Genomic DNA, 23,203 nt, shown 5'->3' on the forward strand with positions numbered 1-23,203 from the left:
TTTTTTTACCTCCCCCCCCGTTTTTCTTTTCCGTTTTCTCTTTCCTGGGTGGGGGGGGGGGGGGGCGCCCCCCGGCCCGCCACCCCACGCGCCCGCTCCAGGCCGGGCCCGCACGGCCCGAGCAGCCGAACCGTCCCCCCCTCCGCCATCCGCCGGCCGGTCCTGTCGGGACCGCCTGGCGTGCCCAGCCTGACCGGCCCCCGGTCCGACGGTTGACCCGCCGGACCGGGGGCCGAGTCGTGTCCGCCGACGGCGTGCGGTGTCCGGCACCCGACCGGGAGGTTTTCCCTGGCGGGGCGGGGAAGGTCGCTCTGCCGGGCGGGACGCCCGGCAGCCCACGATCGATGCATGGTTCGTACCGGTCGCGCTTCCTTCGCTCAGGAACGGCTCTATTTCCTCAACCAGCTCCAGCCCGGCAATCCGGCGTACGTGGTGGCCTTCGCGGTCCACCTGCAGGGCGCGCTGCGGCCCGAGGCGCTGCGCGGGGCACTGATCCGCGTCGTCGCCCGGCACGACGCGCTGCGCACCACGTTCGCCCTGGTCGACGGTGTGCTCACCCAGCGGGTGTCGGCCACCCCGCACGCGGACATCGACGTCCAGGCGGGTGGGCGGGCCGACCGGGACACCCAGGAGACCTTCCTGCACGCCCTCGTGGCCGAGCAGGCCCGGCGCCCGTTCCGGCTCGGCGACGGGCCGGTGCTGCGCGCCTTCCTGCGCTCCTGGGGCCCCGACGAGCACACCCTCGCCGTGCTGGTGCACCACATCGCCTGCGACGGCTGGTCGGTGGGCCTGCTGCTGCGCGACCTCGCCGCCGAGTACAACGCCGCGGTGTCCGGCCCGGATGCCGCCGCGTACGCCGAACCGGCGGAGTCCTACCTGGCGTACGCGCGGCGGCAACGCGAGTCCTGGGAGCGCGACAGCGCCGGGCTGGACTTCTGGCGCGCCGAGCTGCGGGACGTCCCGCAGCTCGCGCTGCCCACCGACTTCCCCCGGCCGAGCGTGCTCAGCGCCCGCGGCGCGGTGCTGCGCCGCCCCGTCGAGCCCGAGCTGGTCGAGCGGCTCACCGCCTGGGCCAGGTCGCGGGGCACGACGCTGTTCGCGGTGACGCTGGCCGCGTACGCCTCGGTGCTGTCGCGGTACGCGCGCCAGGACGAGGTGGTGGTCGGGGTGCCGGTGGCCAACCGGATGGACGAGGCCGAGGAGCGGATCGTCGGCTGCCTGGTCAACACGCTGCCGATCCGGCTCGACGTGTCCGGCCGGCCGGGCTTCGCCGAGCTGGTCGAGCGGGCCCGCCGGGCCAGCATGGCCGCGTTCGCCAACCAGGACGTGCCGTTCGAGCAGATCGTGCGGGCCACCGTGGGGGAGCGGCAGCTCAGCCACGCGCCGCTGTTCCAGACCTCGCTGACGGTGCAGAACTTCCCGTTCGCGTTCCCGGAGTTCGACGGGGTGAAGCTGACCGAGGTCGACGTCGAGGTCGACGTCACCAAGTTCGACCTGGGGCTGACCCTCGACGTGTCCACCGCCGCGCCGTTCCTGCGCGCCGAGTACAGCACCGAGCTGTTCACCCCGGAGACCGTCGCGACGCTGCTCACCCACTACCTGGCCTTCCTCCGGTCGGTCGTCGACGAGCCGGGCGCCGAGCCGTCCATGGTGGACGAGGCCGAGCGGCTGCTGCTGACCGCCGGGCTGAACCCGCCGATCCCGGAGGAGCCCGTCGACCACCCGTCGGTGCTGCGCCGGTTCGCCGGGCACGTGGCGAACTCCCCGGACGCCGTGGCGGTGCGCCACCGGGACGTGGAGGTCACCTACGCCGAACTGGACCGCTGGGCCGGGCGGATCGCGGCGGGCCTGGCCGACCGGGGCGTGCGGCGCGGCGACCGGGTCGGGCTGCTGCTGCGCCGTTCGCCCGCGGTCATCGCGGCGATCCTCGGCGTCTGGAAGCTCGGCGGCGTCTACGTGCCGCTGGACCCGGAGTATCCGCAGCAGCGCCTCGAACTGATCACGGCCAGCGCCGCCATGCCGATCATGCTGGTGGAGGCCGGCACCGCGGACGCGGCCGCCGCGTTGGCGCGGGGCCGCGACATCCGGATGGCCGACGCGCACACCCTCGACGGGACGTCCGTGGTCGCCGAGACGTTCCCCGGGGCGGGCGACCAGGCTTACATCATCTACACCTCGGGCTCCACCGGCGTGCCCAAGGGCGTCATCGTCGGGCACGGCGGCCTGGACGCGCTGAACAGCCCCACCCCCGCCGGCCTCGACATCACCGCCGACGACGTGTGGCTGGCCGCCAGCTCGTTCTCGTTCGACGCCTCGGTGTGGGAGATGTGGGGGGCGCTGAGCACCGGCGGCCGGCTCGTCATCGCCGACCAGGCCGACCTGGTGGACCGGGAGCGGCTCGCCGCGCTGGTGCGCCGCGAGGCCGTCACCGTGGTGTTCCAGACCCCGGGCGCGCTCTACCGGCTGCTGCCCCCGTACCTGCGGCTGCTGGGCGCGGACGAGGTCTCCAGCATCCGCTACGTCGTCCTCGGCGGCGAGGCGCTGAGCTGGTCGCGGGTCACGTCGCTGGTCGCCGGCGCGCCGGGCATGCGCGCCGTGTTCGTCAACATGTACGGCATCACCGAGGGCACCATCCACGTCACGATCGTCGAGGTGCCCACCGGCGAGCTGGCCCGGGTCATGGAAGGCGACATCGGTGTGCCGCTGCCGTCGGGGCGTTGCTACGTCCTGGACGAGGACCTGCGGCCCACCGGCCTGAACGTGCCCGGCGAGCTGTACTGCGGCGGCGTGCTCGTCGCGCACGGCTACGTGGACAACCCGGAGCTGACCGAGGCGCGTTTCCTGCCCGACCCGTACGGCGGGGGCGTCATGTACAGGACCGGCGACGTCGTCAAGTGGGGCGTCGGCGGGAACATGGTGTACCTCGGCCGCAACGACACCCAGGTGCAGCTGCGCGGCTACCGCGTCGAGCTGGCCGAGGTCGAGGGCGCCTTCCTGACCCACCCGGCGGTACGCTCGTGCGCCGTCGCGGCCGAGAACGACCAACTGGTCGCCTTCGTCGTCGGCGAGGTCGGCCCGGACGCCGAACGCGAGCTGCGCGCCCACGTGCGGGCGATCCTGCCGGCGTACATGGTGCCGTCGCGGATCCTGGCCGTCGCGGCGATCCCGCTCACCGCGCACGGCAAGGTGGACACCGCCCGACTGCTGGCCGACAGCCGCGCCGCGCGCACGGCCGCCGCACCCGCCACGCGACGCGAGCACACCGCCGGCACCGGGCTGGAGGAGCGGATCCGGGCCGCCTGGGGCGAGGTGCTCGACCGGGGCGACATCGGGCTGCACGACAACTTCTTCGACCTGGGCGGGCACAGCTTCGCGCTGATCGCGTTGCAGCAGCGGCTTTCCGAGGACGGCCTGGACGTCTCCGTGACGGACCTGTTCCGCGCCGGCACGGTCGCCGGCTGCGCCGCGCACCTGCAGCAGGCGGCCCCGGTGGTCGCCGACGCGCACGCGGCGCAGCGCCACCAGGGCCGCGCCCTGCTCGCCGCCCGCCGGGCCGGGGGAGGCAGCCGTGGTTGAGTTCGACGACAGCGCGGCGGTGGCCGTGGTCGGCATGGCCGTCCGCGTCCCGGGCGCCGAACGCGACCTGGACCTGTTCTGGCACCACGTGGTCAACGGCATCGACGCGGTCACCTTCTTCACCCCCGAGCAGCTCGTCGGCTGGGGCGTGCCCAAGGACCTGGTGGAGCGGCCCGACTTCGTGCCCGCCCGGGCGGTGCTGCGCGACGCGGACTGCTTCGACCACCGGCTGTTCAGCTACTCGCCGTCCGACAGCACGCTGATGGACCCGCAGCAGCGGATCCTGCTGGAGTGCGCCTGGGCCGCGCTGGAGCACGCCGGCCACCCGCCGGTCGCCGCCGACGGCAACCGCATCGGGGTGTACGTCGGCACCGGCCTGAACGTCTACCTGCTCGACAACGTGTGGCCCGACGAGCGCGCCGTCGAGGCGGCCGGCGGCCTGGGGCTGATCATCGGCAGCGACAAGGACTTCGCCAGCACCCGGATCGCGTACAAGCTGAACCTGCAGGGCCCCGCGCTGACGCTGCAGACCGCCTGCTCGACGTCGCTGGTCGCGGTGCACCAGGCGGCGCAGGCCCTGCTGACGTACGACGCCGACCTGGCGCTGGCCGGGGGCGCCACGGTGGCCCCGCCGACGCGGCGCGGGCACCTGCACGAGCCCGGCGGGATCTTCTCCGCCGACGGCCGGTGCCGGGCCTTCGACGCCGCGGCCGACGGGACGGTGCCCGGCGACGGCGCGGGCGTGGTGGTGCTCAAGCGACTCGCCGACGCGCTGCGCGACGGCGACACCGTGCACGCGGTGATCCGCGGCTGCGCGGTCAACAACGACGGCGCCCGCAAGGCGGGCTTCACCGCGCCCGGCCCCACCGGCCAGGCCGGCGTGATCTCGGCGGCGCTGAGCGTGGCCGGCGTCGACCCGGACACCATCGGCCTGGTCGAGACCCACGGCACCGGCACCGCGCTCGGCGACCCGATCGAGGTGGCGGCGCTGCGGCAGGTCTTCGACAGCGAGCGGCCCGACCGGGCGCCCTGCGCGCTCGGCGCGGCCAAGTCGGTCGTCGGGCACCTGGACACCGCCGCCGGGGTGATCGGCCTGATCAAGACGGTGCTGGCGCTGAAGCACCGCGTGATCCCGCCGATCGCCCACCTCGCCACGCCCAACCCGGCGGTCCGGCTGGACGGTTCGGTGTTCGAGCTGCCGGCGGCGGCTCGGCCGTGGGCGCCGATCGACGGCGTACGCCGGGCCGGGGTCAGCGCCTTCGGCATCGGCGGCACCAACGCCCACGTCGTGCTGGAGGAGGCCCCGGCCGCCCGGCCCCGGCCGCGCCGCCACGTCACCGAGCTGGTCCTGGTCTCCGCCAAGACCGCCGCCGCGGCGCAGGACAGCCTGGACCGCGCCGTCGCGTGTGTGGCCGGGACCGCGCCCGGGGAGCTGGCCGACCTCGCGTACACGCTGCGGACCGGCCGGGCGGAGCTGCCGTGGCGGGCCGCGTTCCTGACCGGAGCGCACGCCTCGCCGCCGACGGTCCGGCAGGTCGCGGCCAAGGCGCGGGCACGTGGTGTGGCGCTGCACCTCACCGGGGCCGGCGAGCTGACCGGCAACCGGCCCAACTACGACGCCGACCCGGTGTACCGCCAGGTCGTCGACGAGGGTGTGGCGCTGCTGCGCGGGCGCGACCTCGACGAGGCCGTCCAGGAGCGCTGCACCCGGCTGCTGGCCTGCGTCGGCCTGGCGCGGTCGCTGCGCAGCCGGGGCGTGGCGCCGCGCGCCCTGGCCGGCGTCGGTCTCGGCGCGGTGGCCTGCGCGGTCGTGGCCGGGACCATGTCCGTCGCGGACGCGCTGGCGCTGATCCGCGGCGCCGACGTCGACGGCAGCCGGTTCGGCCCGCCCGACCTGCCCGTCCACACCTGCGGCGGAGAGCCGCTGACCGAGTACGACGACCTCGCGTACTGGCGGGCGCAGGCGGCCGAACCGCCCGCGCCGGCGACGCTGCCCGTCGACCTCGACCAGGTGCTCTGGATCGAGGTCGGCACGAGCGTCACCCCGCACCTGGGCCCGGACCAGCCCGCGCTGCCCGCCGACCGGCATGCCCGGCTGCTGGCGACCGTCGGCGCGCTGTGGCAACTGGGCGTCGTCGACGCCTGGGACCCCGCGCACGACGCCGGCCGGCGCCGCGTGCCCGCCCCCACCTATCCCTTCGCGGCCACCCGGCACTACCTGGACGCCCCCGCGACCCGACTCGACACAGAGAGGCACCACTGATGCGCGACGTAACCGACCGGACCTGGGTGGCCGAGCTCGAACAGCTGTGGATGGAGGTGCTCGGCGTCGACACCGTCGACGACGAGGACGACTTCTTCGACCTCGGCGGCCACTCGCTCAGCGCGCTGCGGCTGAGCACCCTGATCCGCCAGGAACTCAACCTCGCGGTGATGTTCGGCCATGTGCTGGAGAACCCCCGCTTCGCCGACCTGCGCGACATCGCCGGCCAGGTGCCGCTGGACAGGCCCGTGGCGGAGAGCGTCTGATGGCTGCCCCCGACCTCACCGCCTGGGTGCCGCTCGCCGCGCAGGTGCTCGGCCTCACCCCCGAACACCTCCGGGACGCGGCGGCCACCGAGTCGTTCGTCGGCCTGGGCGGCACCTCGCTGCAGGCCATCGCGCTGGTCTCGCTCGGCCAGCGGGAGCTGCGCGCGCACGTGGACAGCGCCCGGCTGCTGTCGGCGCTGCCGCTGGCGCAGGCACTGGCCGGCGCGGTGGACCACGTGGACACCGCGCCGCCGCCGGCCGCCGGGCGGCCCACCGAGCTGGAGCTGCTGCCCGGCCAGCGGTCCATGCTGGCCGCGCACCTGCTCGACCAGGACGCGCCGTACCACCTGATGTTCACCCTCGAGGCGGACGGGCCGCTCGACGCGGCCCGGACCCGCTCGGCGCTGCGCGAGCTGACGGCCCGCCACGAGGCGCTGCGTACCCGGTTCGTCCGCGACCCACGCCAGGCCCGGATCGTGCTGCCCGCGCCGTACGAGCCCCGGCTGCTGCACCAGACGCTGCCCGGCGACGACCCGGTACGCGCCGTGCACGACCTCTACGGCCGGTCGGCCGCGCAGCTGCTGCGCCCCTTCGAGCAGCCGCCGGTCGTCTTCGTGCTGACCCGTGCCGGGCAGCGGGACCTGCTCACCATGCTGGTGCACCACACGATCAGCGACGGCTGGAGCATCGGCGTGCTCTGGCGCGAGTTCGCCGAGCTCTACGCCGGCGCCGGTCCGGCGGGCCCCGCGCCGTCGCCCGACTGGATCGGTTCGCGGCTCGCCGCGAGGGAGAAGGCCGGGGCGGTGGACGAGGCGCTGGCCCGGATCGCGGCCCGGCTGGACGGCGCGCCGTGGACGGTGGCGCTGCCCACCGACCTGCCGCCGGTCGTCGAGGCCGACGGGCGCGGCGCGCGCCTGCCCTTCCACCTCGACGCCGAGGCGGCGCAGGCCGCGACCGAACTGGCCCGCCACTGCCGGGTGACGGTGACATCGGTGGCCATGGCGGCGTGGGCGCTGGCCGCGTCCCGCCGCGCCGGCCTGACCGACCTGGTGCTCGGGGTGCCGGCGGCGGGCCGGTTCGAGGCGGGCATGGACGCCATCGTGGGCCTGTGCACCCGGGCCGTCCCGGTGCGCTGCGTCGCGCCCGACGACGTCAGCGTGCGCGACCACGTACGCGGCGTGGCCGACGCGATGGCCGAGGCGGCTGCCGACGCCGACGTGCCGTTCGAGCGGGTCGTCTCCGGGCTCGGCGTCACCACCGACCCGGGCCGCAACCCGCTCGCGCAGCTCGGCTTCGCCGCCCACCACGAGCTGGTGCCCGACGAGCTGGTCGCGGGCGGGCGCACCTGGCGGGTGCACGAGGGCCACTGCCACGGTGCGGTGTTCGACGCGCTGCTCTACCTCCAGTCGTGGTCCGAACGCCCCCGCTTCGCCCTGGAGTACGCCACGTCGGCGCTCACCGCCGCCGACGCCGGGGAGCTGGCCGAGTCGTTCCAGGCGGCGCTGCGGCAGATGGCCGCCGACCCGGACGCGGCCCTGCGCGACGTCACGACCCTGTCGGCGGGGCAGCACGCCCGGCTGCGGTCGCTGGGCGCGGGCGGGCCGCACGACACCACCGACGACGTGTGGAGCCGGTTCGCGGCCCACGCGGAGACCACGGGCGAACGGATCGCGCTGGTCGACCCGCACGCCGGGCTCACGCTGACCTACCGCGAGCTGCACGACCACGCGGTCGCGCAGGCGCGGCTGCTGCACGCGCACGGCGTGCGCGCCGGCGACGCGGTGATCCTGGAGGTGCCGCGCTCGGCGGCCGAGGCGGTCGCGGTGCTGGGCGTGCTGCGGCTGGGCGCGCACTACGTCGCGGTCGACCAGCACGCCACCGGCGAGTGGCGGGCGCACCTGGCCGCGGCCGTCGCGCCGCGGGCCCGCCTCGGCGCGGGCGCGCCCGGCCCGGAGTGGTCGGGCGCGGCCGACTGCCCACTTGCCCGCCTGGGCAGGTCGGCGCCGCCGGGAGAGGGCCCGGTCGAGGCGCGCGGGGGTGCGCCGGGCCGGGCCAGCTCGGCGACGGCCGACCACGCGCGGTCCGACGACGGCCCGGTCGAGGCGGCGCCGGCCGACCCGGCGCGGGCCGCGTACGTCTCCTTCACCTCGGGCTCCACCGGGGTGCCCAAGGGCGTGGTCGTGCCGCACCGGGCCGTGCTGCGGCTGGCCGACGACCCGCGGCTGTTCGCCGACCGGGCGGACATGCGGATGATGCGGCTGTCCCCACTGGCGTTCGACGCGTCCACGCTGGAGCTGCTCGTGCCGCTCGCCAACGGCGACACCGTGGTCGTGTTCCCGCCCGGCGAACCGACGCCGAGCGGCCTGGCCGAGTTCCTGCCCACCGCCGGGATCACCCACACCTGGCTCACCTCGGGCGTGTTCCACCTGGTCGCCGACCACCGCCCGGACGCGTTCGCCGGGCTGCGGCAGCTGTTCACCGGCGGCGGCGTGGTCTCCCCGGCGCACGTGCGCCGGGTGCTGCGGGCCTGCCCGGGGCTGCGACTCACCAACGGCTACGGCCCCACCGAGAACACCACGTTCACCACGACGTACTCGGTCGAGCACGCCGACGCGACGCCCGACCCGCTGCCGATCGGTGCGGCGGTGCACGGCACCGACCTGTACGTCGTCGACCCGTCGGGGCGCCTCGTGCCGCCGGGCGCGATCGGTGAACTGTGGGCGGCGGGCGGCGGGCTCGCCGACGGCTACCTCAACGACCCCGTGCGCACCGACGCGTCGTTCGTGCGGCACGCGGGCCTGGGGATGCGCCTGTACCGCACCGGGGACCTGGTGCGCTGGGGCGCGGACGGGCAGCTGCGCTTCCTGGGCCGCAACGACCGCCAGGTGAAGATCGCCGGGCACCGGGTGGAGCTGGTCGACGTCGAGCGCCGGCTGCGCGCGCGGCCCGGGGTGCAGGACGCGGTGGTGTTCACCACCGGCGACCCGGTGACGGGGTCGGGCGTACGCCTGTGCGCCGCGTTGAAGCCCGCGCCCGAGGGCCTCGTCGTGGCCGACGTGCGCCGCGCGGTGGAGGCCGAGCTGGCCCCCTACGCCCGGCCGCAGCAGTGGGTGACCGTGGCCGAGTTCCCGCTCGACCGCAACGGCAAGGTCGACCTCCGTGCCCTGGGCGCGCTGGCCGCGGTGCCGCAGCCCGCCGCCGCGACGTCCGCCGTTGCCGCAGTGCCCGCCGCTGCGACGGCGAGCGACGAGGCGGCCGCCGACGCGACGGCCGGGCAGCCGCCGCGGGTTCCCGCCCAGCGCTCCGCGTCGCTCGCCGAGTTCGAGGAGCTGGTGACGGGGGCCTGGGTGGAGGCGCTGGGCACCGACGACTTCGACGTCGACGAGGCGTTCTTCGACGTCGGCGGGGAGTCGCTGCGGCTCGCCATCGTGCGCCGGCTGCTCCAGGAGCGGCTGGCCGGCCGGACCGTCGCGCTGACCGACCTCTACCGCTTCCCGACCGTCCAGACGCTGGCCCGGCATCTGCACGCACAGACCGAAGGAGCAGGAGCATCCTGATGAACGGCGACATCGCGATCGTAGGCATGGCGGGCCGGTTCCCCGGCGCCGCCGACGTCTGGGAGTACTGGTCCAACGTGGCCGCCGGGAAGATCACGATCAGCGAGCTGACCCGCGGCGAGCTGCTGGCCGCGGGCGTGCCCGCCGACCGGCTCGACGACCCGGCGTACGTGCCGGCGCGCGGCGTGCTGGCCGACCCGGACCTGTTCGACGCCGCCTTCTTCGGCATCACGCCGCGGGAGGCCGAGACCATGGATCCGCAGCACCGGCTGCTGATGCAGACGGCGTGGGCCACGCTGGAGTCCGCCGGCCTGGCCACCCGCGAACCCTTCGGCCGGGTCGGCGTGTTCGCCGGGGCCGGGTTCAACTACTACGCGCTGCACCACGTGTTCGCGCAGCCCGGCCTGGTCGAGACCCAGGGGCTGCTGTCGGTGGTGCTGGGCAACGAGAAGGACCACCTGGCCGCGAAGGTCGCGTACCGGCTGGACCTGGGCGGTCCCGCGGTCACCGTGCAGACCGCCTGCTCGACATCGCTGGTGGCGGTGCACCTGGCGTGCCAGAGCCTGCGCACCGGCGACTCGGACGTCGCGCTCGCCGGCGGCGCCTGCGTGGCCGTGCCGCAACAGGCCGGCTACCTCTACGAGACGAAGGGCATCATGTCGCCCGACGGCACGTGCCGGCCCTTCGACGCCACGGCCGACGGGACCGTCCCCGGCAACGGCGTCGCCATGGTGGCGCTCAAACGCGCCGAGGACGCCCGCCGCGACGGGGACACCGTGTACGCCCTGATCAAGGGCTCGGCGGTGAACAACGACGGCGGCATGAAGGTCGGCTACACCGCGCCCGGCATCGCCGGACAGATCGACGTGCTGACGCGCGCGTACGCCGCCGCCGGCGTCGATCCCGCGACCGTCGGCTACCTCGAGGCGCACGGCACGGCCACCGAGGTCGGCGACGCGATCGAGCTGGCGGCGCTGACCGAGGTGTTCCGGCGTGGCGAGCAGCCGTGCTCGATCGGTTCGGTCAAGGCCAACGTCGGCCACCTCGACGCGGCCGCCGGCGTCACCGGGCTCATCAAGGCCGCGCTGGCGCTGCACTTCCGGCAGATCCCGCCGCTGGCCGGCCTCAAGCAGGCCCGCCCCGAACTGCTCGACGGGTCGACCCCGTTCACCGTGGACAGCGTGGCCCGGCAGTGGGACTCCGCCGGCGGCCCCCGCCGGGCGGCGGTCAGCTCCTTCGGCCTCGGCGGCACCAACGCCCACGTCGTGCTGGAGGAGGCCGACGGGCCGGTCGCGCCCGGTCCCGCCGAGGTCGACGGTCGCACCGAGCTGATCGTGCTGTCCGGGCGCAGCCCGGAGGCGGTCCGCGAGGCCGCCGAGCAGCTCGGCGAGCACCTGCGGCAACGCCCCGACCTGGCCGTCGGCGATGTCGCGCTGACGTCGCAGACGTACCGCAGGCACTTCCCGCACCGGCTCGCGGTCGCCGCGCGGGACGTCCCCGCGGCGCTGACCCGACTGCCCAAGGCGCCGGTCCGCGAGGCCGCGCGCCGACCCAGCGTGGTGTTCCTGTTCCCGGGCCAGGGCGCCGAGTTCCCCGCCATGTCGCGGGGCCTCTACGACCGCTGCCCGTCCTTCCGCGCCGACCTCGACCACGGGGCGGCGCTGCTGGCCCCGGTCCTGGGGCTGGACCTGCGCGACGTGCTGGTCGACGACGACCCGCACGGGATCGTGCACCGCACCGACGTCACCCAGCCCGCGCTGGCGCTGCACGAACTCGCCCTCGGCAGACTGCTGGTGTCGTGGGGCGTCCGCCCGGCGGCGTTGATCGGCCACTCGATCGGTGAGTTCGCCGCCGCGGCGCTGGCCGGCGAGATGGCCGCCGACGACATGCTGCGCCTGGTCGCGACCCGCGGCAGGCTGATGCAGGACGCGCCCGAGGGCGGCATGCTGGCCGTGCTCGCGCCGCGGTCCACCGTCGAGGAGCACCTGGCGGGCCTGGACGGCCTCGACGTGGCCGCGTACAACGCCCCCGAGTTCACCGTGCTGGCCGGGCCGGTGGCGCAGCTCGCCGAGTTGCGGGAGCGCCTGGCCACGGCCGAGGTGCACTGCCGGGCGATGCCCGCGCAGCGCGCCTTCCACTCGCGGATGATGGCCGACGCGGCACGACTGCTCGGCGCCGAGGCGGACCGCATCGCCCAGCGACCCCGCACCGTCCCGGTCGTCAGCAGCATCGACGGCGTACTGCTCGGCAGGGGGCTGCCCCGTGCCGAGGGCTACTGGGCGGCGCAGCTGCGCAGCCCGGTGCGCTACCACGACGCGCTGCTGACCGCGCTGGACCTGCCCGACCCGGTCCTGGTCGAGGTCGGGCCGGGCACCGCCCTGACCGGCATGGCCCGGCAGACGACGCAGGACCGGGGGCGGGTGCCCACGTTCGCCCTGCAACCCCGGCCGAGGGCACAGGTCGACGCCGGTGACGTGCTCGCCGGACTCGGCGGGCTGTGGACCGCCGGAGCGGCCGTGGACTGGACCTCGGTGCGGGGTGAGAGCAGCGCACGGCGGGTCGCGCTGCCCACGTACCCGTTCGCCCGCACCCGGCACTGGCTCGACCCCGTACCGGCGGCGCCGGCCGCCGACGTCGCGGAACCGGAGCAGCCCGCCGTCGGCGCCGGCGAGACCGAGGTGGTGGACGAGATCATGGAGCTGTGGGGCAGGATGCTCGGCACTCCCGACATCGAGCCGGACGCGAACTTCTTCGTGCTGGGTGGTGAGTCGCTGCTGTTCATCCGCATGATCACGCAGGTGCAGCGCAGGTTCGGGGTGCGTGTCCCGGTCGAGGCGTTCTCCGCCGACCCCACGCCGCGCACGCTGGCCGGGCTGGTGACAGTGTGAGCGGCCACGACGATCTGGACCTGGTCGCGGCGGTGGCGGCCGTGCTCTGCCACCGCCTCTCGGCCGCGCCGTCGGTCGCCGTGCAGGGCCCGCGGGGCGACGTCCTGGTGTGCGTCTCCCCGGACAGCACCCTGACCCAGGTACGCGCGCAGACGCCCAGCCGGCAGCAGGAGCCGGCGTCCGCGGACGTCGTGCTGGCAGAGCCCATGACGGGTGGGCCCGGGGCGTCGGCGGTCCTGGCCGGGGTGCCGGTCCGGTTCGCCCGGCACCATGGCGATCCCGCGTACCTGCAGGAGCGCCTGGACACCCTGCACGCCTGGCTCGCCGCCCATCCGGACCAGCCGGTCCGGGACGCCGCGCTGGTCGGCCCGGCGGAGCGCGCGACGCTGCTCGGCTTCAACCCCGCGCCGGTCCCCGCGCCACGCACGCCGGTGCACGAGACGATCTGCCGCCAGGCGGCGCTCACCCCGGACGCCGTCGCGCTGCGCGGCGGCGGACGGGACCGCACCTACCGCGAGTTCCTCGACGAGGCGGCGACGCTGGCCGGGCGGCTGCGCGCCGAGGGTGTGGGACCCGGGTCGGTGGTCGGGCTGTGCACCGAGCGGAGCCCCGAGATGGTGGTCGCGGTGCTCGGCGTCCTGCTGGCCGGCGGGGCGTACCTGCCGCTGGATCCGTCCCACCCCCGCGCCCGGCTGGACCTCATGCTCCGCGCGGCCGACGCCGCGCTGGTGCTGGCCGACGACGCGGGGCGGGCCGCGCTGGGCTCCGGCGGCGAGCCGTCCGTCCCCGTACGGCCGCTGACGGGCGGTGACCTGCCCGCCGCGCCGGTCGACTGGCGCGGCTACCGGGCCCCCGAGGAGGTGGTGCGGGGTCTGTCGTACGTCATCTTCACCTCCGGCTCGACCGGGGCGCCCAAGGGCGTGCAGATGACGCACCTGTCGCTGGCCAACCGGCTGGTGTGGATGCAGGACGAGTACCGCATCGGCCCCGGCGACGTGGTGCTGCAGAAGACGCCGTACACCTTCGACGTGTCGGTGTGGGAGCTGCTGTGGGCGTTCATGGCCGGCGCGACACTGGTCACGGCCGAGGCGCAGGCGCACCGCGACCCGCAGGAGATGGTCGACGTCATCGCCCGCGAGTCGGTGACCACGGTGCACTTCGTGCCCTCCATGCTCGCCCTCTTCGTCGAGGAGGCCGGCCTGGGCCGCTGCACCGGACTGCGCCGGGTCATCTGCAGCGGGGAGGCGCTGCCGCCGAAGCTGGTCAACAAGCTCACCGCCGTCCTGCCGCAGGTCGAGGTGCACAACCTGTACGGGCCCACCGAGGCCGCCATCGACGTCACCGCCTGGCCGTGCCGCCGGCCCGAACCGGACGACACCGTCCCCATCGGCCGGCCGATCACGAACGTCGCCGCGTACGTCCTCGACGAGCGCGGCGCGCTCGCCCCGCTGGGCCTGCCCGGGGAACTGGTCCTCGGCGGGGACTGCCTGGCCAGGGGGTACGCCGGGCGGCCCGACCTGACCGCGGAGCGGTTCGTCGAGACGGATGTCGCCGGCCGGCCGCAGCGGGTGTACCGCACCGGCGACCTGGCCTGGTGGTCGCCGGGCGGGCACCTCCACTACGGCGGGCGCATCGACACCCAGGTGAAGGTCCGCGGGCAGCGGGTGGAGCTCGGCGAGATCGAGTCGGTGCTCAACCGGCACCCGCTCGTCGCCAACAGCGTCGTGCTGCTGCGCGACGACCTGGGCGCTGCGGCGAACCTCGTGGCGTACGTGGTGACCGAACGCGACGCCGACCCGCAGCGGGTGGCCGAACGCGCGCTGCGCGCCTTCATGGCGCAGCAGTTGCCCGACTACATGGTGCCCCTGCGGTACGTGGTCCTGCCGGAGCTGCCCGCGACCGCGAACGGCAAGGTCGACCGGCGTGCCCTGCCCGCCCCGCCGGCCCGGGTCCGCCGGCGCGTCGCGACCGCCGACGTCGCCGCCGAACTGTCGAACGCCGGGCGTCGGTGACCGAGACCGGGTGGCCTCGTCCGTGGCCGTCGGCGTTCCCGGTGGGCTGAGTGGCCTCAGCCGCGACGGTCGGGCCGTAGTCGGTCAAGGAGTAGTCGCGATGCGCGCCGTGTCGTCGAAGGCCGCCTCGACCAGCAGCGCCTCGACGCCGCGCAGCAACCCCTCGGCCCGCCCGGGCGGGAGGTACCGGGTGTCGGCGGTGACGATCAGCTCGACCGCGTCGGGCGCGTCGCGCACCTGGAGGCGGCACCGCCAGGGGAACTGCGCCAGGTCCGGCAGCCACCGGACGGTGCTTCGGGTCAGCATGGCCCGCACGTCGGCCTCGTCCGGGCCGGCCGTCGAGGGTCGGGCGGGGCGCGACAGGCGGGCGTCGTTGAGGTAGCAGAACGGGGCCAGGAAGGTCCGGTGGTCGTGGCCCAGCTCGGTGATTGCCTGCTCCCACGCCGCGGGGTCGTAGTAGGCGTGCCGGTAGGCGTCCAGGGCCGAGCGTCGCGTACGGGACAGCAGCTCGGCGAAGCCGGGCCGGTCGGCCAGGTCCACCCGGCAGAACCCGATCTGGTTCAGGGTGCCGACGGCGCGGTCGTGGTCGGGCTGGAAGCGGTTGTTGGCCATGACGACGATTCCGCAGGCGCCCCGCCCGCTGTCCGCGTCCAGCACGGCGGCGGTCGCCGCCAGGAGGGCGTCGGAGGTGCTGACCCCGTGGCGGGCCGCCACCAGCCCGGTCGCGTGGTGCAGCGCCGGGGACACCAGCGAACCGTGCAGGTGGCGGGCCTCCGTCGCGGACCGGTCCGGGTCGGAGAGGCTTCCGGTGAGGCCGTCCAACTGCCGGACCCAGTACGCCACGGCCCGCTGCGAGCGCCCTGTCCCGACGCGGCGTTCCCGCTCGGCGAGGTCCAGCGACTGAAGACCGGGCGGCGTGTCCAGCGCGCCGCGCAGCAGGAGCGTCCGCAGGTCACGCAGCACGGTGTCGGCGGCGTGCAGGTCCACGACGGAGTGGCTGAACACCGCGACGATCTGCCGTACCCGGTCGTCGACCGTGACCAGTGCGACGCGCAGCGGCCACTCGGCGACGTGGTCGAAGCGCGGCTCGCGCAGCCGGGCGGTCAGGGCAGCCGCGGCACGCCGGCCGTTGGGGTCGTCGGCCGGTCGGGCCACGGCGTGGACGAGGACCGGCAGCCGGCCCGTCGCCGCCGCCTCCTGGTGCAGCTCGCGGTCCCGGAGGCGGAACCGGGTACGCAGCGACTCGTGCCGGGCGACCAGCGCGCCGACGGCGTCCAGCGCCCGGGGCACGGTGACGTCGGCCCGTGCGGGGACCGTCAGGGTGCGGGGGAGGGCCAGCACCCGGTAGGCGGCGGGGGAGTCGAACTCCTCGACGGTGCGCCACATCGCGCGTTGCCCCCAGGTCAGCGGCGCACTCGCGTCGCGTCCGCCGTGGAACGACGCGTACGCCACCTTCTCGGTGCCCGTGATGTCGGGGGCGACCGGCCCGGCGGCGGCCGGGAGCCCGGCGCGGGCGGCCGACCACGGCCACGGCACCGCCGCGAAGGCCGCCTCGACCAGCAGCTCCTCCAGCCCGCGCAGGAACGGCTCGACGGCGTCCATCGGAAGGTGGCGGGTGTCGGCGGTGAGCGTGACGCCGACCCCGGCCGGCTCGTCGACCACGTGGGCCAGCAGGTGCCAGGCCGCCTGCTGAAGGCCGGCGGTCCAGGAGAAGGTGCTGCGCTCCATGGCTGCCCGTAGCTCGCCGGGGGTCACCCGGGGCGCCGGCTCGGCACCGCCGGTGGCCAGTCGGACGTCGTTGAAGTAGTGGTACGGCAGGAACGCCGAGTCGAGGTCGACGCCCTGGGCCTCGAAGGCGTGGCGCAGCGCGGGCGGTGCGTAGTAGGCGTGCCGCAGGCCGTCCAGGGACGCGGCCCAGACCCGGGACACCAGCTCGCCGAAGTCGGGACGCCCGGTCAGGTCCACCACGCAGAAGCCGATCTGGCCGAGGTTGGCTACCGCGTCGGCGTACTCGACGCGGAACCGGTTGTGGGCCATCGGGAACAGGCCGCACAGCTCGCGCCCCGGATCGCGGGCGGCCATCGCCGCGTACCCGGCCAGCAGCACCGCCGACACGCTGACCCGTTGCCGGGCGGCGATCAGCCGGGCGGCGGTGTCGATGGCGGAGGAGACCAGCACGCCCCGGCGCAGCGGAGGGTCGAGCCCCGGCCCGGTCGGGGTCAGCGGCTGGCGGGGCAGGCGCTGGAACTGCCGCAGCCAGTACGCCACGGCCCGCTCCGAGCGACGCCGGTCGGCCCCGTGCTGGTGGCGGGCCACGTCCGCCGACTGCGGACCGGGCGGCGTGGGCAGGGGGCCCCGGAGCAGGATCAGCCGCAGGTCGCGCAGCACCACCTCGGCGGCGTGCGCGTCCACGGTGGTGTGGCTGAACGCCACCACGATCTGCCGTACCCGGTCGTCCACCGTGACCAGCGCGACCCGCAGCGGCCACTCCTCGGCGTGGTCGAACGCGACGTCGCCGAGGCGGCCGGCGGCCTCCCGGGCGGCCCCGGATCCGTCGTCGGCGCCGGCGTACACCAGCAGCGGCAGCACCCCGGCCGCCGCCGTCTCCTGGCGCGGCTCGCCGTCGCTCACCCGCAGCCGGGTGCGCAGCGCGGAGTGCCGGCCGACCAGCTCACCGACCGCGCGGGCCGCGGCGGCCACGTCCGCGCCGGCCCGCGCGGACACCGCCACGGTGCGCCGCAGGTTGAGGAAGCGGTGGTTGGATCCGAACCGGGTGAGCGCCCGCCACAGCACCTGCTGCGCCCAGGTCAGCGGCGCCGTTCCGGCCCCGGCGCCGGCGAACTCGACGTGCACGAGGGCATCCGACGCCCACTCGGCGGGCACGACCATGTCGGTGAATGGCATTCCCGACCGTACGACGGTCCGGTCCGGTTCCGGATCGCTCGATCATCTTGTCCATCGTGGACCGATCAGCTTCCGGATCGCTCGATCATGGTGTCCACCGTGGACCGATCAGCCGATCCACCCGGTTGGTTGCGGCGTGCAAACTACTGGCTCCCGTCCGTCACCGCACCAGAGGGTACCCGTGACCAACGTTGACGTACCGTCGCGGAGCCCTGCCCTCGCGCCGGCCGCCACCCGTTCCCCCGCCGACCCCCGCCTGTCGTTCGGCCAGGAACGCATCTGGTTCACCGAACAGCTCACCCCCGGCACCGCCGCGTACGTCGTCCACTCGACCACCCGGCTGCGCGGGCCGCTGGACGTCGACCTCCTGCGCGCCGCGCTCGACGCCACCGCCGGCCGGCACGACAGCCTGCGCATGCGGTTCGTCGAGAACGCCGACGGCGAGCCCGTCGTGCACGTGCTCCCGCAGGTGCGGGTGCCGGTGACCGTCACCGCCGCACCGTCGGAGGCCGCCGCCCGCGCGCTGGTGGCCGCCTCCGTCGCCACCCCCTTCGATCTCGGCCACGCCCCGCTGCTGCGGGCCCTCGTCGTCCGGCTCGGCGACGAGGAGCACCTCGTGCACCTCGCGATGCACCACATCGTCAGCGACGGCTGGTCACTGGACCTGCTCCTCGGCGAGCTCGCCGCCACCTACGCCGCGCTGCGCGACGGTGGCGTCCCACCCCCGGCTCCGGCCGTCGACTACGTCGACTACGCCGCCTGGCAGCGGGACCGGCTCGACGGACCGGCCACCGGCGACGGCTTCGCGTACTGGACCCGCGCGCTGGCCGGGGTGCCTGCGCTGGAGCTGCCCACCGACCGGCCCCGGCCGGCCGTGCAGTCGTACGCCGGCGCCACGTACCGCTTCGCCCTCGACGCCGACCTCACCGACGGCCTGCGCCGGCTCAGCCGCGCCCACCGGGCCACCCTCTACATGACCCTGCTCACCGGCCTGCAGGCCGCGCTGTTCCGGTACAGCGGCCAGCGGGACTTCGCCGTCGGCACCCCGGTCGCCGGCCGGGTGGTGCCGGAGCTGGAGAACCTCGTCGGTCTCTTCGTCAACACCCTCGCCCTGCGCGCCGACCTCTCCCCGGTCGCCGCGACCGCCGACGCCCCGGCCGTCGAGCCCAGCTTCGCGGCCCTGCTGCGGCGCACCCGCACCACCGTGGTCCGGGCCCTGGCCCACCAGGAGATCCCGTTCGAACGGCTGGTCAAGGAGCTCAACGTCGCCCGCGACGTCAGCCGCTCCCCGGTGTTCCAGGTGCTGTTCACCCTCCAGAACTACGCCCACGGCGGCGACCGCTGGCCCGCCGGCCTGCACGCCGAGGGCGTCGGCACCGACGCCGCCACCGCCCGCTTCGACCTGTCGCTCTACGTGGGCGAGACCGCCGACGGCCTGCGCTGCATGGTCGTCCACAACACCGACCTGTTCGACACCGCCACCGTACGCCGGCTGGCCGGCAGCTTCGAGACGCTGCTGCGCGCCGCGGTCGCCCGGCCGGACCTGCCCGTCGTCGACCTGGACCTGGTCGGCCCCGCCGAGCGGGACCGGGTGCTCGCCCTCGCCCGGCCCGAGCGTGGCGACGCCGGCGCGGACCAGGCACGCCATGACCACCGCGCCGACCACCCGGCCGCCGGCGCCGGCGTCACCGGCCCGGCGGACACCCTGGCCGACCTCGTCACCCCCTTCGTCACCGCCACGCCCGACGCGCCGGCCGTGGTCTGCGGGCCGGACACGCTCACCTACCGGGAGCTGGACCGACGGGCGAACCGGCTGGCCCACGTGCTGCGCGCCCGCGGCGTCGGCCCGGAGCGGCTGGTCGGGGTCCTGCTGGAGCAGTCCGTCGACCTGGCCGCGACGCTGCTCGGGGTGCTCCGCGCCGGCGGCGCGTACCTGCCGCTGGACCCGGAACAGCCCGCCGCCCGGCTGGCCCTGATGCTCGCCGACGCCCGCCCGACGGTGGTGCTCACCAGCGCGGACCTCCGGGACCTGCTGCCCGCCGACGCCCCGGCCGCCTGCCTCGACGAGATCGCCGTCGAGGCCGCCGCCGCGCCCGACACCGCACCCGAGACCGGGGCGACCGGCGGAAACCTCGCGTACGTCATCTACACCTCCGGCTCCACGGGCACGCCGAAGGGCGTCGCCGTGGGACACCGGCAGGCACTGCGCTACCTCGACGGGGTGGCCGACCGGTTCGGAGTCGTCCCGGCCGCCCGGTACGGGCTGCTCCAGTCGATGTCGTTCGACTTCAGCGTCACCCTCTTCTACCTGGCGCTGGCCACCGGCGGCGCCGTGCACCTGCTGCCCCGCCGCGGCACCGGCGCCGAACTGGCCGAGCGGCTGCGCGACGGGCACATCGACTACCTCAAGATCACCCCGTCGCACCTGGCGGCGCTCACCGCCGACGCCGAGCCGGCCGAGCTGCTGCCCGCCTGCGCGCTGATCCTCGGCGGCGAGGCGTCCGACCTCGAGCGCGTCGGCCCGCTCGCCGACGCCGGCCCGGCCCGGGTCTTCAACCACTACGGCCCCACCGAGGCCACCGTCGGCGTGGCCACCTACGAGGTGGTCGCCGACAGCCCGCGCACCGGCCCCGTGCCGATCGGCCGGCCCCTGCCGCACGCCCGCGTGTACGTGCTCGACGAGCGGATGCGCCCGGTGCCGGTCGGGGTGGCCGGCGAGCTGTACCTCGGCGGCGACCGGCTCGCGCGGGGCTACCTGAACCGGCCCGGCCTCACCGCCGAGCGGTTCGTGCCCGACCCGTACGGACCCCCGGGCGCCCGCCTCTACCGCACCGGCGACCTGGGCCGCTGGAACGCCGACGGGCAACTGGTCTTCCTCGGCCGCCGCGACCACCAGGTGAAGATCCGCGGCTACCGGGTCGAGCTGGGGGAGATCGAAGCCACCCTGCGGAACTTCCCCGGCGTACGGCAGGCAGCGGTGCTGCTGCGTGACGACCGGCTGGTGGCCTATCTGGAGCCGACGCCCGGCACGGACGGGCCGGACCCCGCGCGCCTGCGCCGCCGCCTCGCCGACCGGCTGCCCGAGCACATGGTGCCGACCCGCTGGATGGTCCTGGAACGGCTGTCGCTGCAGGAGCACGGCAAGGTCGACCGGCGGGCCCTGCCCGAGCCGACCGACGCGCCGCCGGGCGGCGAGCGGGTGACGCCGGTCGGGCCGGTGGAGACGCTGGTGGCCGGCATCTGGCGGGCCGTGCTGGGGGTGGCCGAGGTCGGCGCCACCGACGACTTCTTCGACCTGGGCGGGCACTCGCTGCTGGCCACCCAGGTGGTGGCCCGGCTGCGCCGGGAGCTGCCCGTCGTCGTGGGCGAAGCGCCGGCGGTCAGCGTGATGGACCTCTTCCGCCACCGCACCGTACGCGAGCTGGCCGCCCACGTCGCTGGGGCCGGCGCCGGCCCCGCCGGGCTGCTGCACGAACTGACCCCGCCGGTGCCGTCCGCCGACCGGGTCGCCACCCTGGTCTGCGTCCCGTACGGCGGCGGCAGCGCCGTGGTGTACCAACCGCTGGCCGACGCGCTGCCGGCCGGGTACCGGCTGCTGTCGGTGGCCGTGCCCGGGCACGACATCGGCCTCGCCGACGAGCCCGCGCCCATCGCCGACGTCGCCGCCGACGTCGTCGCGGAGATCCTGACCCGGGTGCAAGGCCCACTGATCCTCTACGGACACTGCGGCCCCGGCGGCGCGCTGGCCGTGGAGGTCGCCCGCCGGCTGGAGGCCGCCGGCCGGGACCTGCTGGCGGTGTACCTCGGCGCGGTCTTCCCGTTCGCCCGGCCGGCCGGCGGTCCGCTCGGTCCGCTGCTGCGGCTGCGGCTGGCCGAACGCCTGCGCAGCGACCGGATCTACCGCACCTGGCTGCAGGCGCAGGGCACCGCCGTCGGGTCGCTCGCGCCCGACGAGGTCCGGTTCCTGATCCGGGCGATGCGCCACGACGCCGAGGTCTCCGAGGACTACTTCACCGACCTGATGCGCCAGCGGGTCACCCCGCTGCGCGCGCCCGTCATCTCGGTGGTCGGCGAACGCGACCGCAGCACCGACTACCACGAGGAGCGGTACCGGGAGTGGCACCTCCTCACCGACCGCACCGCCCTGGTGGTGGTCGACGAGGGCGGTCACTACTTCCTCAAGTACCGGGCCGCCGAGCTGGCGGAGATCGTCACCGACGTGCACCGACGCCTCGACGGGCCGCCACCCGCGCCGGCCGAACCGGACGCCGCTCGACCCGCCTGGCAGCTCGCCGCCGTCTCCCACCGGCCCGCCGGCCCCCCACCACCGGGCGCCGACACCCCGGCGGACACCGCGCCGCCGCCCAGCATGCGCCGCTTCGGCCTGGTCGCCACCGGCCAGATCGTCTCCGGCCTGGGCACCGCGCTGACCACCTTCGCGATCCCGCTGTGGATCTACACCGAGACCGGGTCACTCGCCCGGTTCGCACTCTTCGCCGTGCTGGGCCTGCTGCCCGGCCTCCTCGTCGCCCCGCTGGCCGGGGCGCTGGTCGACCGCACCAGCCGGCGACGGGTCCTGCTGCTGGCCAACGCGGCCGCCGGCGGCGCCAACGCGGTGCTGGCCGGGCTCGTGCTGGTCGACCGGGCCGAGGTGTGGCACTTCTACCCGCTGACGGCGTGGCTGTCGGTGGCGCTGGCGTTCCAGCGCCTCGCGTTCGTCTCGGCGCTGCCGCAGCTGGTGCCCAAGCGTTACCTCGGCCACGCCAACGGCCTCACCCAGACCGCCGTCGGCCTCACCCAGTTCACCGTGCCGCTGCTCGCCGTGGCCCTGCTGCAGGCCGTCGGGCTGCGGGGCATCCTGCTCATCGACGTGGCGTCGTACCTGTTCGCGATCGGTGTCCTGGCGGCCGTGCGGTTCCCGCGCACCCTGGCGCTGCAACGGCGCGAGGGCATCGGCGCCGAGATCGTCGCCGGCTTCCGGTACTCGCTGCGCCGCCGGGAGTTCCGCGCCATGCTGGCGTTCTTCGCGGCGCTGAACTTCTTCCTGTTCCCGGTGCTGTTCCTGCTCTCCCCGCTCGTGCTCGGCTTCGCCGACCTGGACGAGGTGGCCCGGGTCGCGCTCGCCGGCGGGGTCGGCGCGGCCGTCGGCGGCCTGGTGATGCTGATCTGGGGCGGCCCCCGCCGACGCCGGATGCGGGCGGTGCTGCTGGGCACCTGCGGCATCGCGGTGGCCGCCGTGCTGACCGGACTGCGACCGAACCTGATGCTCATCGGCGCGGGCGCCTTCGGCATCTACCTGGCCCTCGGCATCGTCAACGGCGTCTACCACACGATCATCCAGACCAAGGTGCCGGCACGCGTCCACGGCCGGGTCTTCGCGCTCAACCAGATGGTCGCGCAGTCCACCCTGCCGCTGGGCTGGGGCGTCGTCGCCCCGTTCGCCGCCCGGGTCGCCGAGCCGATGCTGCTGCCCGACGGCGCGCTCGCCGCCACGGTCGGCGCGGTGATCGGCGTCGGCCCGGGCCGCGGCCACGGCCTGCTGTACGTGCTGTTCGGGATATGCATCGCGGCGACGGCGCTGGTGTCGCTGCTCACGCCGACCCTCGCCCGGTTCGACGACGAGGTCCCCGACGCGCCGCCGGACGACCTGGTCGGCATCGAGGAGCGCCGCGCCCGGGTCGCCGCTGTCCGGGACCGCCGGGAACCCGCCGCCACCACCGGACGGAAGGCCGCCTGA

Annotated in this window: 8 protein-coding genes; 7 read left to right on the forward strand and 1 reads right to left on the reverse strand. The window is 75.6% G+C overall.

Going from position 1 to position 23,203, the window contains the following annotated elements; translation table 11 throughout:
- Positions 1-348 precede the first annotated feature (348 nt).
- Genes ABZ793_RS30915 through ABZ793_RS30940 form a run of 6 tightly spaced genes read left to right on the forward strand, consistent with a single transcriptional unit; the run spans position 349 to position 14,562 of the window.
- Positions 349-3,576 (forward strand): amino acid adenylation domain-containing protein, encoded by a 3,228-nt coding sequence (locus ABZ793_RS30915; protein ID WP_357463650.1) that lies wholly within the window; start codon positions 349-351, stop codon positions 3,574-3,576.
- Positions 3,569-5,839 (forward strand): beta-ketoacyl synthase N-terminal-like domain-containing protein, encoded by a 2,271-nt coding sequence (locus tag ABZ793_RS30920; RefSeq protein WP_357463653.1) that lies wholly within the window; start codon positions 3,569-3,571, stop codon positions 5,837-5,839. The genes ABZ793_RS30915 and ABZ793_RS30920 overlap by 8 nt, the downstream gene beginning before the upstream one ends.
- Positions 5,839-6,105, forward strand: a complete 267-nt coding sequence (locus ABZ793_RS30925) for a phosphopantetheine-binding protein (RefSeq protein WP_350704528.1) — start codon at positions 5,839-5,841, stop codon at positions 6,103-6,105. The genes ABZ793_RS30920 and ABZ793_RS30925 overlap by 1 nt, the downstream gene beginning before the upstream one ends.
- Positions 6,105-9,662 (forward strand): amino acid adenylation domain-containing protein, encoded by a 3,558-nt coding sequence (locus ABZ793_RS30930; protein ID WP_357463656.1) that lies wholly within the window; start codon positions 6,105-6,107, stop codon positions 9,660-9,662. Before ABZ793_RS30925 ends, ABZ793_RS30930 begins: the two co-directional genes overlap by 1 nt.
- Positions 9,662-12,550, forward strand: a complete 2,889-nt coding sequence (locus tag ABZ793_RS30935) for a beta-ketoacyl synthase N-terminal-like domain-containing protein (RefSeq protein WP_357463659.1) — start codon at positions 9,662-9,664, stop codon at positions 12,548-12,550. The genes ABZ793_RS30930 and ABZ793_RS30935 overlap by 1 nt, the downstream gene beginning before the upstream one ends.
- Entirely contained in the window at positions 12,547-14,562 is a 2,016-nt protein-coding gene (locus ABZ793_RS30940; RefSeq protein WP_357463662.1) for an amino acid adenylation domain-containing protein, read from the forward strand. The genes ABZ793_RS30935 and ABZ793_RS30940 overlap by 4 nt, the downstream gene beginning before the upstream one ends.
- Before the next feature lie 84 nt (positions 14,563-14,646).
- Here ABZ793_RS30940 and ABZ793_RS30945 read toward each other — a convergent pair whose 3' ends face one another.
- A complete protein-coding gene (locus tag ABZ793_RS30945) occupies positions 14,647-17,466 on the reverse strand; it encodes a condensation domain-containing protein (RefSeq protein WP_357463665.1) in 2,820 nt (939 codons plus the stop codon).
- Between the two features lie 181 nt (positions 17,467-17,647).
- Here ABZ793_RS30945 and ABZ793_RS30950 point away from each other — a divergent pair, with 181 nt between their 5' ends.
- A complete protein-coding gene (locus ABZ793_RS30950) occupies positions 17,648-23,203 on the forward strand; it encodes an amino acid adenylation domain-containing protein (protein WP_357463669.1) in 5,556 nt (1,851 codons plus the stop codon).

Source organism: Micromonospora sp. NPDC047465 (genome assembly GCF_040643125.1).
Taxonomy (GTDB): Bacteria; Actinomycetota; Actinomycetes; order Mycobacteriales; family Micromonosporaceae; genus Micromonospora.